The sequence below is a fragment of the Sphingobacterium sp. genome, assembly GCF_039596235.1.
Taxonomy (GTDB): domain Bacteria; phylum Bacteroidota; class Bacteroidia; order Sphingobacteriales; family Sphingobacteriaceae; genus Sphingobacterium.
Window position 1 is genome coordinate 370,654 of sequence record NZ_JBCNKE010000001.1, and the last position, 13,364, is coordinate 384,017.

Here is a 13,364-nt window from a genome sequence, read left to right on the forward strand (position 1 = left end):
TTTGGGTAAATTTAACTAAGCAATGAAAAGATATAGTTAACAAATAAAAACAATATGAAAACTTCAATTGGAATTAAAGATGCAGACTTAAAAAAAGTTGCGAAATTGCTCAATGTCTTATTGGCTGATGAGCATATTATCTATATGAAAACACGCAATGCGCATTGGAATGTCGAAGGAGCTGATTTTCATGCTGCTCATTTATTTTTAGAATCCCAATACGATGAGTTGGCAGAAGTTATTGATGAAGTTGCGGAGCGTGTACGTACCCTCGGACACTATGCGGTAGGTACATTCGATAAATATCTGAAATTAACCCGCTTGACAGAATCTACCTCGGAGAAAACAGATAGTCAATCTTATTATAAGGAATTATTGTCGGATCATGAGTCTATTGCGATGTCCATTCGGGCAGATATTGCTGTCGTTGGCGATACCGCGGATAATGGTACGGAAGATTTTTTGGTGGGCTTACTAGAAAAACACGAGAAAATGGCTTGGATGCTTCGTGCTCATTTTTTAAAATAGCAGCGTTGAGATCCACTTGGTATAAACAATCCCGCTCCTTTTTAGGTGCGGGATTTTTTTTTACGTTTTGTTGCCGGCGCGGGATAATTTTTCTATCTTAAAGAGGAATTAAGCCTACAGAAACTTTTAATATATTACAGCTATGCTTGAAGACGACAACCTAAATCAAACCACACTAAACGAGGAAGAACATGATGATACCTTGGAAAGTATGCATCATGTGAATAATCCGGTACTGGATTTGCCTAAAATTGAAAAGAAATACCTTGAGTCAGTTGTATCCCATCATCAAAATGACAAATCATACTATTTTTCTGATGGTAAGGCAAAAGTAGAGGTGAAGATCGTAACGGATGAGATTGTACGTGTTCGACTTGCTCCACAGGGGACTTTTCTCGAAGATTTCTCTTATGCACTGGCAAAGAAAGACCACCGGGTCAGTATACATCAATGTAAAGAAGAGGTAGACCATTATAGCGTGCATACCAACACTATTTCCTGTCGCATCAATAAAAGTGATTTTTTGATTTCCTTTTCTGATCGAGCGGGTAAACTGTTTAACGCGGATTTGGCGCCAATGCATTGGGAGGAGAGCCCGGATTTTGGTGGTTATTATGTCTATAGCACTAAAGTTGCTTTTGAAAATGAAGCATTTTATGGGCTGGGTGACAAGGCTACCAAGCTTAACCTACGCGGTAAGCGCTTAAAGAACTGGAATTCGGATACCTATGCTTATGCCTATGATCAGGATCCCTTGTACAAAACCATCCCTTTTTATATCGGATTGAAAGATGGGGAAGCCTATGGTATTTTCTTTGACAATACGTTTAAAACCTATTTCGATTTTGCTGCTGAGGACCCTGGAAAGACCAGTTTTTGGTCAGAGGGTGGAGAATTACAATACTATTATATCCATGGACCGCATATCATTGATGTGATCCGCAGGTATCATACGCTGACAGGAACGCATTATTTGCCACCACTTTGGGCGATCGGATACCATCAGTGCCGATGGAGTTATTATCCGGAAGCGAATGTACGTAAGGTAGCCGAAGAATTCAGAAAAAGACAGATTCCCTGTGACGCCATTTATCTGGATATTGACTACATGGATGGCTATCGTTGTTTTACATGGAATAAACAATATTTTCCAAATCCCAAGAAAATGATCGCTGATCTTGCCAATGAGGGCTTCAAGACAGTGGTCATGATTGATCCGGGTATTAAGGTGGATGAAAACTATTGGGTATTTCGGGAAGGGAAAGAGAATAAATATTTCTGTCGTCGCGGGGATGACTATTTTATGGAAGGCTTTGTCTGGCCCGGGCGTTGTCAGTTTCCTGATTTTACCAACCCTGAAGTGAGGCAGTGGTGGGGAACCTTATATCAGGGACTCGTAGAAGATGGTGTCGCAGGGTTTTGGAATGACATGAATGAGCCGGCAGTTTTTGGCCGTGGGACTTTTCCGGATGATGTCAGACATCAATACGATGGGCATCGTGGATCGCACCGAAAAGCGCATAATGTGTATGGCATGCAAATGGTTCGTGCTACCTATGACGGCTTAAAGAAATTGTATAAAAACAAACGTCCATTTACCATTACACGAGCGGCTTATGCGGGAACGCAGCGGTATTCTTCGGTTTGGACCGGGGATAATTTAGCGAGTTGGGAACACCTCAAACTCGGGACCTTGCAGCTACAACGTTTGTCTACCTCAGGAATGTCTTTCTGTGGAACGGACATTGGTGGTTTTACGGGGGAGCCGGATGGGGAACTGTTCACACGATGGATGCAATTCGGTGTTTTTTCACCGTTTATGCGTGTGCATTCTGCCGGGGATACCCGTGACCGCGAACCTTGGAGTTTCGGTGAGGACTGGGAGAAAATCAATAAAAAGTTTATTGAACTGCGGTATAAACTATTGCCTTATATCTACACCTGTTTTTGGGAGCAAACGAAATATGGGTATCCGATTTTGCGTCCGATTTCAATGGTGGAGCAGCATATTCCTACGAATTGGCAGCGCGAGGAAGAATTCTGTTTTGGCGATAAGATATTGGTATCACCTGTGTTGCAGCCCGGTCAGACGAGCAAGGTAGTTTATCTGCCTGCCGGAGACTGGTTCTACTACTTCAATAATGAAATTTATGTCGGCGGAAAAGAACATACGATTGCAACTCCGCTGGATGAAATGCCTATGTTCATCCGTGGCGGCTCTGTCATCCCGGAATATCCCGTCATGCAATATACGGGTGAAAAGAAGGTGGAGGAATTACAGTTGAATATCTATTTTTCGGAAGGTGTACACCGTTCATATGTATATTCCGATCATGGAGACACATTCGCATATGAGCAGGATATCTATTTGGAAAAATGCTTTACATTGTCCGGCTTAAAAGATTCCCTGTCAATCAAACAGACCCGCGATGGATTATTTACCGAACGATACGAAGAGTATAAACTTCAGTTAATAGGTTTGCCATTTGCAGTTAAAAAGGTGAAAACAGATGGAATCGATACAAAAATACAACAGGATGAACAGGGGCGGTATTGGATTAATGTCGCACGTGAATTTGAAAACATATTGATAGAGGGTTAAACATGGCCAATCAAGTAATACCGCATAGTCTTTTTTCGGAATTTGATGTTGCACTGTTCCAGTCGGGCAGGCATTTCAAATTGTATGAAAAATTTGGTTCGCATGAACTGGAAGTGGAGGGTGAAAGAGGCGTTTATTTTGCGGTTTGGGCCCCAAATGCAAAATCCGTTTCCGTAACGGGAAACTTCAATTTTTGGGACAAAGGGAGTCATCCTTTAAATGTCCGCTGGGATACAAGTGGCATCTGGGAAGGATTTATTCCCGGCATCGCCAATGGTGAAACTTATAAATATTGTATTCAAACCTCTTCCGGAGAAGAGCTTGAGAAAGGTGATCCTTTCGCATTCAGATGGGAGGTAGCACCCAAAACGGCATCCATTGTTCATTCTAATTGGTATGAATGGAATGATGGAAACTGGATGAAGGAGCGTGTTGTAAAAAATAGATTGGATCAACCTTGGTCAGTCTATGAACTGCATCTGGGCTCATGGGCGAGAGATCCGGAGAGCCCGGATACACTGCTGAACTATCGGGAGATTGCTGTGCAGCTCGTGGCTTATGTCAAGGAAATGAATTTTACGCACGTAGAATTTATGCCCCTGATGGAGCATCCCTATTATCCTTCATGGGGATATCAGATCACGGGCTATTTTGCAGCGAGTTCACGCTACGGTTCTGCACAGGATTTAATGTTCCTGATCGAAGCCTTACATGCTGCTGGAATTGGGGTATTATTGGATTGGGTACCCTCTCACTTCCCCGGTGATGCGCATGGACTTCATCGCTTTGACGGAACATGTCTTTATGAACACGAAGATCCTCGAAAGGGCTTCCATCCGGACTGGCAATCGTATATTTTCAATTATGGCCGTAATGAGGTGCGTTCGTTCCTGATCAGCAATGCTTTTTATTGGTTGGACCGTTTTCATATCGATGGGCTCCGTGTGGATGCAGTTGCTTCGATGTTGTATCTGGACTATAGCCGCAATGCCGGTGAGTGGATTCCAAATGAATTCGGCGGTAATGAAAATCTAGAGGCGGTACAATTTCTGAAGGAATTTAATGAAGCTGTTTATGCGCATTTTCCCGACGTACAGACCATTGCCGAAGAATCTACCTCCTGGCCCGGTGTGAGTAAGCCCACCTATGCAGGTGGTTTGGGCTTTGGGATGAAATGGATGATGGGATGGATGCATGATACCCTGGATTATTTTAAGGAAGATCCGATCAACAGAAAGTACCATCACGATCGCATCACTTTCGCTACAGTATATGCTTTTCATGAGAATTTTATGCTCCCGCTCTCGCATGACGAAGTCGTCTATGGAAAACAGCCTCTGATTTATAAGATGCCTGGAGATGAGTGGCAGAAATTCGCCAATCTAAGGGCCTTATACTTATTTATGTACACGTTCTTAGGGACCAAATTGTTGTTTATGGGCGGAGAGTTTGGGCAAACGTCTGAATGGAATGTGAACCAGTCACTCGACTGGCATCTGCTGGAATTTATGCCACATCAAGGGATGAAACGGTTTGTGGCTGACTTAAATGCAACTTATCAGCAGCAACCCAGTCTCTATCAAAAAGCTTTTGATGCTTCGGGCTTCGAATGGATCGATGCCGGTGACCGTGAGCATTCAATCTTGGTTTATTGGCGTAAGGCGTTTGACTTCTGGGATGATACAGTAGTCGTGATTAACCTAACGCCTGTTGTCCGTGAACATTTTCGTATCGGACTGCCTTATGCCGGCGTATGGGAGGTGGTTTTGAGTTCGGATGATCTTGCATATTTTGGCTCGGGAGTCAGCAGTCAACATGTGGAAACTGAACACCTGCATTGGATGAATCGTGCACAGTCGGCCCAGGTCGACCTACCGCCACTTGGGGGGTATATCCTTAAGCGGAAGAAGGAGCCAAAGGAAGCCGTTCCTGTAAAGCCTGCGGAACGTATTCCCGTCTAAGATGCTGCGTATATAGTAGAAGTAGGTGAAAATAAATTTAAATAACATAAGCTCCATCTGAACGATGGGAAAAAATATGTGCCAATGAAAGTATTTCATTTAAGTGTCGAATGTTATCCAATAGCGAAGGTCGGTGGTCTAGCGGATGTGGTCGGCGCATTGCCCAAATATCAAACTAAACTCGGGGTGGATGCGGCTGTTATCATGCCTTGGTACGACCGTCCATTTGTTCATGAACACTCCTTCGATGTGATTCATGAAGGAACTTTTTTCCAAGGATCTGAATTATTGCATTATAGTGTTTTCAAAGAAAAAGATAATATACTTGGGTTTGAACTCTATCTGATCAAAATTCCAGGCAAACTGGATCGCAGGGAGGTTTATTGTTATCCAGATGAAGGCGAGCAGTTTATTGCCTTTCAGCATGCTGTGTTGAACTGGTTTAAGCAAAAAGCAATTGTACCTGATATCGTGCATTGCCATGATCATCATGTGGGTTTAATGCCTTTTCTGATGAAATATAGCAATGCATATAATTTTCTTGCCGATGTAAAGACGGTGGCGACCGTTCACAACGGTCAGTATCAGGGCTGGACACATTGGAGCAAAGCGATTTTATTACCGGGATTTGACAGCTGGAAGTGGGGACTGTTGGACTGGGATGGCTTGATCAATCCACTTGCTGCACTGATAAAGTGCTGTGATGCCTATACGACTGTGTCAGAGGGCTATCTTGAAGAATTGTATGTGGAAGCTAATGGGCTACAACATTTGTTTTACGATGAACGAAACAAATCGGTTGGGATTGTCAATGGCATTGATTGGGATATCTGGGATCCCGGCAAAGATTATACCCTGATTGAAAATTATAATCTTGACTCGGCCTTTGCCGGTAAACTCAAAAATAAGCAGGCCCTGGCCCAGCAATATAAAATTAATCCAGACCTTCCTTTATTGGTTTTTATTGGACGTTTTGCAGCTGAGAAAGGAGCTGATCTATTACCGGATATAATTTTGGATCTTACCAAAAATTTCTCAGACAGATTGAGTATATTTATACTGGGTGCTGGGGATCCGGCGATTCAGGCACGGGTAAAAATGCTCGTGGAGGAAAAGGTAGAAAATTTTGATGTGTTCTTTGGTTATGATGAAAATCTTGCACACTGGCTCTATGCAAGTGCTGACTTTCTTTTGATGCCTTCGCGGGTTGAACCTTGCGGGCTCAATCAGCTTTATGCCATGAAATATGGGACCTTGCCAATTGTACACCGTGTAGGTGGCCTAAAAGATACGGTCATCGATCTGGAAAACGATGGGTATGGTGTTGGTTTTGACACGCTTGAGGTGGCTGATATCAGAAAAGCTATTATCCGCGCTGTCGAGTATTATGAAAATAGGTCCAAATTTGAGGACAACCAGCACAAAATAATGCGTTTGGATTTTTCGTGGGATAAATCCGCAGCGAAATATATAAGTCTATATAACCAATTAATTTAATTTGATATGTCACATCACAATGTAGTAGCTATCGTCTTGGGCGGAGGAAGGGGTTCACGTCTGTATCCGTTGACCGACCAACGGTCTAAACCAGCTGTTCCTATTGCAGGAAAATATCGCTTGGTTGATATTCCCATTTCGAATTGTCTCAATTCGGGATTCAATAAGATTTTTGTGTTGACACAGTTCAATTCGTCCTCGCTGAATTCCCATATAAAAAATACATACAACTTCAGTATTTTTAGTAAGGGTTTTGTCGATATTTTAGCGGCCGAACAGACGAATGATGGTGACAAATGGTTTGAAGGTACCGCAGATGCCGTGCGTAGATCGTTCAAGAAGCTGGAAAGCATAGATTACGATTATGTTTTGATCTTGTCGGGGGATCAGCTTTATCAGATGGATTTTGATGCGCTGGTGGATTTTCATGTACAGAATGAAGGTGATCTGACAATTGCGACCATTCCTGTCAATGGCAAAGATGCAACAGGTTTTGGCATTCTTAAATCGGATGAACACAACCACATCACATCGTTTATAGAGAAACCCAATAGTGAGCAGCTGCTGGACTGGAGTTCAGAAGTGAATGATCACTTGAAGGCGGAGGGACGGGAATATCTGGCTTCCATGGGGATCTATGTGTTCAGTAAAGGTGTACTCAAGCGCCTGTTGGAAGAAAATAGCGGAATGGACTTTGGAAAAGAGATTATTCCGGATGCGATTGAAAATATCAAAGTACTCAGCTATCAATATGAAGGCTATTGGACCGATATAGGAACAATAGGCTCGTTCTATGAAGCAAATATTGGGCTAACGGATAATATTCCAGCCTTTAACTTATTTGATAAAAATACAGTTTTTACGCGGCCACGTATGTTGCCTCCTTCTAAGATTTCGGGTACAACATTGATTAATTCGGTTATCTCGGATGGATGTATTATCCATGCCGATAAGGTAGACCGTTCGGTGATCGGTGTACGTTCGCGTATTGGTATTGGTTCAGTCGTACGGGGAACGTATATGATGGGGTCTGATTATTACGAGGATTTTTCGGATATGGATGAAGCGAAAAGAAAAAATATGCCTATCGTTGGGGTAGGTGAACGCTGTTATATCGAAAATGCGATCCTGGATAAAAACTGTCGTATCGGAAATGACGTGCGCATTAATGGCGGTCCACATTTGTTGAATGCCAATCATCAGACTTATACAGTCTGCGATGGTATTGTGGTGATCAAAAAAAATGCCGTTATCCCAAGTGGCACGACAATCGGGCTGGCCACCGTATAAATTTATTAAACAAGGGAGATAATATATTGTTATAATTGCATGTTATTGTAATAAAAAATGCTTTGAAACAGATTATCTCCCTTCTTTTTTTATTGATCACATTTGTCGGTTGTGATACTTCGTTAATGGTACAGAGCACCGGCGTGTTACGAGATGCTTCGCGAAGATTTGAACTTCATAACGGTGACCGTCGCATTATTTATATCCCGATGCGGCATTTGGGGACGCGTGTATATTATGATCAGATCCAGGCCGCGGTAGACTCCCTCCAAAAATTGGGTTATGTTGTTTTTTATGAAAGTATCGCCTATAGGGTGGATAGCGCCGAACAACGTGATCTATATGATCGCAAGTTCAGAAAATTGACCGGTAACCGCCTGGGCTTGCAACAATGCATTGAAACTCCAGGAGATACATCAAAAGTACTCAGGGCGCCGCTGTACCGTAAATTGGGACAACGTATCATCAGTCAGCCCGATTACTCTTTTTTTCTGGTCAATTATGAAACTGCTGTAAATGCAGATATTCCAAAGAATAAATTGTTGGATGATTTTGAATACCGTTATGGCACCATACAGCTCGATGCCTGCGACTACGATACTCCGCTAAATGCACCCTATGGTTGTAAACCCATAAAAACAGCACTCAAGAATAAGTTTGATAAAGAATTTATCATGCAACAACGGGAAGAAAATTTAGCTTCTCTTGTGGCTGATGCTCCGCAGCAGAAAATTTTAATCTTATTTGGCACCTCTCATTTTAAAGGCTTTTTGCGTAATTTGCAGGCCAGAGATCCCCGTTGGATAAAAATAAAATAATATGTTAGGAAAGATTTTTATTATACTGCTCGTACCCGTCACCATCTATATTGTCTATTACCTGTTAAATCGTACCGCAAAAAATAATAAGGCTATTAAACGCGTCCTGAGCGATGAGGGGAAGGGTATCCTAGAGAAGGAGGTCGCCTATTACCGGCAGCTCTCTATGACAGATAAGCAGGAATTCGAGTTGCGCTGTCTGGCATTTTTGGATAGGGTCAAGATCGAAGGGGTAGGTGTCACTTTGGAGTTGAAAGATTATATGCTGATTGCAGCCAGTGCAATAATTCCGATCTTTGCTTTCAAGAAATGGACTTATCCAAACCTGACCAATATTATGGTTTATCCCGCCCATTTCAATGCTGATTATCAATTTGAAGGTCATGCAGACCGGAATATTATGGGAATGGTGGGGGAAGGCGCCATGAACGGACAGATGATTTTATCTAAAGCAGCGTTAGAATATGGTTTTCAAAATCCAAATGATGGTCAGAATACAGCGATCCATGAATTTGTACACCTGATTGATAAAAGTGATGGGACGGTAGATGGCGTGCCAAGTTATTTATTGGATAAGGCAGCTGTTATTCCTTTTATGAATTTAATACGTACGGAAATTGATAAGATAAAGCAGCACCAATCGGATATTGATACCTATGGAATGACCAACCCCGGGGAATTTTTTGCTGTCGCATCGGAATACTTTTTTGAAAATCCGACAAAATTTCAGAAAAACCATCCTGAGCTTTATACTGCACTTTCTAAAATTTTTGAGCAAAGTTAAGTGGGGATAAATAAAATTTTAGTATTTTTAAAGCAGACAAGAAAATGTTTGCTTTTTTTGTTAATTACAACTGTTATGCCTAAAACTACTATTTATTCTACTATTGCATGCGCATGTCTATTATTTTGCGGCAATAATCAAGGTTTTTCTCAGGGGCGTTATGCTGTGGGAACGACTTTTACTGAGATGGCAGATCCGACAAGAGATACGCTTTCCGATTGGTCAAATGTTAAACCAGGTTTGCACGCGTCGTTTGTGTCTATCGATAAACGTTTTCCAAAATCTTTAAACCCGAATATCGCTGTCCAGCCTACCAATACCGTGGATGCCTGGAAAGGTGAGCAGGTATCAGCACAAGTGCTCCTGTGGACAAGCGCAGCAGTGCCGGATGTCGTTGTTTCTGCAGGAGAGCTGAGGTCAGCGACGGGTAAAACCATTCCCGCCGAGGCGGTGCAGGCACGATTTGTTCGTTATGTCATGACAGATGAATTTGCGGAGGGATGCGGTTATCGTAAACCCGAAGATTTTAAAGCGGCTCTTTCTGCCGATATGCTGGATGATGTCAAAAGCTATCATCTTGAGGCAAAGCGCGTACGTCCGGTTTGGATTACGGTTAAAGTACCTGCTGAAGCAGCTGCTGGTCAATATAAGACCATTATTTCTGTTAAACAAAAAGGTAAGGTCGTACAGCATTTGGATCTGATTGTAAATGTTCAGAAGCATGTATTACCGCCCGCTTCACAGTGGTCATTTCATTTGGATCAGTGGCAACATCCATCGGCTGTAGCGCGTGTCAATAAGGTTAAGATGTGGAGTGATGAGCATTTTGAAGCCTTAAAGCCAACAATGAAGCAGCTGGCTGCTGCCGGTCAGAAAGTCATCACAGCAACCCTAAATAAGGATGCCTGGAATGTACAGACCTACGATCCCTATGCGGATATGATCACCTGGAAGAAAGCGAAAGATGGATCCTGGAGCTATAACTATGCGGTATTTGACCGGTGGGTTCAATTTATGATGGATCTGGGAATTAACAAACAGATCAATTGTTACTCTTTACTGCCCTGGAACAATGAAGTACATTATTTCGATGAAGCGAAAAATGAACAGGTCAATGTGGTTGCAAAACCCGGAACGCCCATATTTGAGGAACTATGGACACCTTTCTTAAAGGATTTTAGTAAACATGTTAGCGCCAAAGGCTGGTTGAAAATTACCAATATTGCGATGGATGAACGAGCACAGGAGCAGATGGATCCAGCAGTAGAACTTTTGGAACGTGTGGTACCTGAATTTGGAATTGCTTTTGCGGACAACCATAAAAGTTACAAGCGTTATCAAAAAAGTACCGATATCAGTGTTGCTGTAGGCGATCCTTTCGATCAAAATGATTTAATTGAAAGACGTAAAAAGGGGTATATTACTACATTTTATGTTTGCTGTTCAGATGAGTTTCCGAACCAATTTACATTTTCTGATCCGGCAGAATCGACCTATATGGGTTGGTACGCACTGGCTGCGGGATTTGACGGTGCACTGCGTTGGGCCTTTAATTCCTGGGTAGCCAATCCAATGCAGGATTCACGATTCCGTACATGGCCTGCCGGAGATACGTATATTGTTTATCCGCAAGGTCGTAGCTCTATCCGTTATGAGCGTATGCTGGAGGGAATCCAGGATTACACGAAAGTGAATATTCTGAAAGAAAAGTTGGAAAAATCCAATGATCAGACGAATTTGGCCAAGCTGAATGCAAAAATTGCTAAATTAAAAAAATCGAGACGTTATGCGGCCTGGAATGAGGATCTCAATGATGCCAAAGCATTTGTAAATGAATTATCCAATAAGATCAACTAATTAGATTATCTATAGCCGAATGATGGGCTGCTCTCCGGTATCGGGAGAGCAGCCTATTTTTTTGAAGCATGGTTTCCTAAAAGCCGTAGCCTATCATCCTGTGTTCGGGTATAAAAATTGCCGATCCATCCGCCTGAACTTTTTGTCTAATGCTGGAATATTCAAAACCATTGTTGTCCAATATTGTTGTTATAAAGAAGCGATAACGTAATCAGCGTATCATCGCCTGATCAAAATTCTAAATCATCATATGGGTATGAAAAATGTAGCACAGCAGATTGTTGGTATTTTAAAGGATGCGGGAATTAAGCGTATTTATGCCGTAACGGGAGATAGTTTGAACTTTTTCAATGAGGCCGTGCATGCGGATGGGAGCATGCAATGGATACACGTCCGGCATGAGGAGGTCGGCGCATTTGCAGCGACTGCCGAAGCGGATCTGCAGGGCATTGCCTGCTGTGCGGGAAGTAGTGGACCAGGCCATGTACATCTGATCAATGGGGTGTATGAAGCTCATAAAACGCGTGTGCCGATGTTGGTGATTGCTTCGACCTGTGCGACTTATGAGTTTGGTACAGATTATTTTCAGGAGACAAATCCAATTAAATTATTTGACGACTGCTCTTGTTATAATCAGATGATCACCCGACCTGAACAAGTGCAACGGATGGTGCAGAACGCATTACAACAAGCAATTTCGAAACGGGATGTTGCCGTTATCGGTCTGCCGGGAGATGTTTCCGAAATGGAGGCTGTGCATATGAACACTTCGGCAAAGGTATTTTTCACCGAACCACAGATCAGGCCATCGGAACTTGAAATCGGTCGTTTGGCTCAATATATCAACCAAGCGGATAAAGTGACTTTATTCTGTGGTGTAGGCGCTAGAAAAGCCCAAAAACAAGTTGTGGAGCTTTCTGAAAAAATTCAGGCTCCTGTAGGTTATTCGTTTAAGGCCAAACTGGATATTCAACGGGATAATCCAAATGAAATTGGAATGACAGGGCTCTTGGGGACAGCCTCTGCCTTTCAGAGTATGCACCATTCGGATCTGATCCTGCTGCTGGGGACAGATTTTCCTTACAAGGATTTTATACCTACCAATAAAACAATTGTTCAGATTGATATCGAGGGTGAGAAACTTGGTCGACGATCGATCGTAGACTATGGTTTGGTGGGGGATATCGAACATACATTGAAAGCTGTCCTACCCTTTGTGGAAGCACGAACTGATTCTGATTTTCTTGAAAAACAATTGGCGGCCTACGAGAAAGTAAAAGAAGATCTGATGATCTATGTCGAAGACTCGGGTAGTGAATGTGCTATTCAGCCGGAATTTGTGGCGCATACAATCGATCAAAAAGCAAGCGATGATGCTATTTTTCTAGTAGACACAGGGATGTCCTGTGTTTGGGGGGCACGCTATATCAATCAACGCCGGGACCGCAAAATGCTCGGCTCATTTAATCACGGCTCCATGGCGAATGCCATGCCAATGGCTATCGGAGCGGCATTGGCACATCCCGAAAGACAGATCATAGCCTTCTGCGGGGATGGTGGTCTTTCGATGTTGCTGGGGGATCTCGCAACGATAAAACAATATAATTTGCCGATCAAACTGATTGTGTTCAATAACCGTTCACTCGGGATGGTTAAATTGGAGATGCAGGTTGCCGGTTTAAAAGATCAGGAAACCAATATGGTCAACCCAGATTTTGCAATGGTAGCGCAGGCGATGGGAATCCGTGCATTTACAGTGACCCGACCTGAGGAGGTAGACGGAATACTGAGCGAGGCCTTCGGCATAACGGACGAACCTGTACTCGTCGATATTTATACCAGTCCCAATGCCTTGGCTATGCCACCCAAAATATCATTCAGCCAAATGAAAGGAATGACGGAAAGTATGGCTAAATTAATGCTATCTGGCCATGTAGAGGAGGTCTGGGATACCATTAAGTCGAATTATAAACACCTGAAATCACTCTGATTCGCGTACATATCAGCAGCAATCTATTAAAAAAGCC

At 42.8% G+C, this 13,364-nt stretch carries 9 protein-coding genes; all 9 read left to right on the forward strand.

The window, feature by feature from the left end; genetic code table 11:
* The first annotated feature begins 54 nt into the window (after positions 1-54).
* Positions 55-528, forward strand: coding sequence for a DNA starvation/stationary phase protection protein (locus ABDW32_RS01505; RefSeq protein WP_343558763.1), 474 nt, complete (start codon positions 55-57; stop codon positions 526-528).
* 142 nt (positions 529-670) lie between these two features.
* Positions 671-3,130: a glycoside hydrolase family 31 protein gene (locus ABDW32_RS01510; RefSeq protein WP_343558764.1), complete on the forward strand. Its 2,460-nt coding sequence runs from the start codon at positions 671-673 to the stop codon at positions 3,128-3,130.
* A gap of 2 nt (positions 3,131-3,132) precedes the next feature.
* Entirely contained in the window at positions 3,133-5,091 is a 1,959-nt protein-coding gene (gene glgB, locus ABDW32_RS01515; RefSeq protein WP_343558765.1) for a 1,4-alpha-glucan branching protein GlgB, read from the forward strand.
* Positions 5,092-5,175: 84 nt separating this feature from the next.
* Entirely contained in the window at positions 5,176-6,588 is a 1,413-nt protein-coding gene (locus ABDW32_RS01520) for a glycogen/starch synthase (protein ID WP_343558766.1), read from the forward strand.
* A 6-nt stretch (positions 6,589-6,594) separates the two neighbouring features.
* A complete protein-coding gene (locus tag ABDW32_RS01525; RefSeq protein WP_343558767.1) occupies positions 6,595-7,878 on the forward strand; it encodes a glucose-1-phosphate adenylyltransferase in 1,284 nt (427 codons plus the stop codon).
* Positions 7,879-7,940: 62 nt separating this feature from the next.
* Positions 7,941-8,696: a hypothetical protein gene (locus ABDW32_RS01530; RefSeq protein ID WP_343558768.1), complete on the forward strand. Its 756-nt coding sequence runs from the start codon at positions 7,941-7,943 to the stop codon at positions 8,694-8,696.
* Position 8,697: 1 nt separating this feature from the next.
* Positions 8,698-9,480, forward strand: a complete 783-nt coding sequence (locus ABDW32_RS01535) for a M90 family metallopeptidase (protein WP_343558769.1) — start codon at positions 8,698-8,700, stop codon at positions 9,478-9,480.
* Positions 9,481-9,555: 75 nt separating this feature from the next.
* Positions 9,556-11,337 (forward strand): glycoside hydrolase domain-containing protein, encoded by a 1,782-nt coding sequence (locus ABDW32_RS01540; RefSeq protein WP_343558770.1) that lies wholly within the window; start codon positions 9,556-9,558, stop codon positions 11,335-11,337.
* A gap of 256 nt (positions 11,338-11,593) precedes the next feature.
* Positions 11,594-13,327 carry a thiamine pyrophosphate-dependent enzyme gene (locus ABDW32_RS01545; protein ID WP_343558771.1) on the forward strand — a complete coding sequence of 578 codons (1,734 nt, stop codon included), beginning with the start codon at positions 11,594-11,596 and terminating at the stop codon, positions 13,325-13,327.
* Positions 13,328-13,364 lie beyond the last annotated feature (37 nt).

What these genes read in the sequence shown, in the direction of transcription:
- ABDW32_RS01540 (WP_343558770.1), top strand. Translation starts at nt 9,556, where the DNA reads ATGCCTAAAACTACTATTTATTCTACTATTGCATGCGCATGTCTATTA.
- ABDW32_RS01510 (WP_343558764.1), top strand. Translation starts at nt 671, where the DNA reads ATGCTTGAAGACGACAACCTAAATCAAACCACACTAAACGAGGAAGAA.
- ABDW32_RS01505 (WP_343558763.1), top strand. Translation starts at nt 55, where the DNA reads ATGAAAACTTCAATTGGAATTAAAGATGCAGACTTAAAAAAAGTTGCG.
- ABDW32_RS01535 (WP_343558769.1), top strand. Translation starts at nt 8,698, where the DNA reads ATGTTAGGAAAGATTTTTATTATACTGCTCGTACCCGTCACCATCTAT.
- ABDW32_RS01525 (WP_343558767.1), top strand. Translation starts at nt 6,595, where the DNA reads ATGTCACATCACAATGTAGTAGCTATCGTCTTGGGCGGAGGAAGGGGT.
- glgB (WP_343558765.1), top strand. Translation starts at nt 3,133, where the DNA reads ATGGCCAATCAAGTAATACCGCATAGTCTTTTTTCGGAATTTGATGTT.
- ABDW32_RS01545 (WP_343558771.1), top strand. Translation starts at nt 11,594, where the DNA reads ATGAAAAATGTAGCACAGCAGATTGTTGGTATTTTAAAGGATGCGGGA.
- ABDW32_RS01520 (WP_343558766.1), top strand. Translation starts at nt 5,176, where the DNA reads ATGAAAGTATTTCATTTAAGTGTCGAATGTTATCCAATAGCGAAGGTC.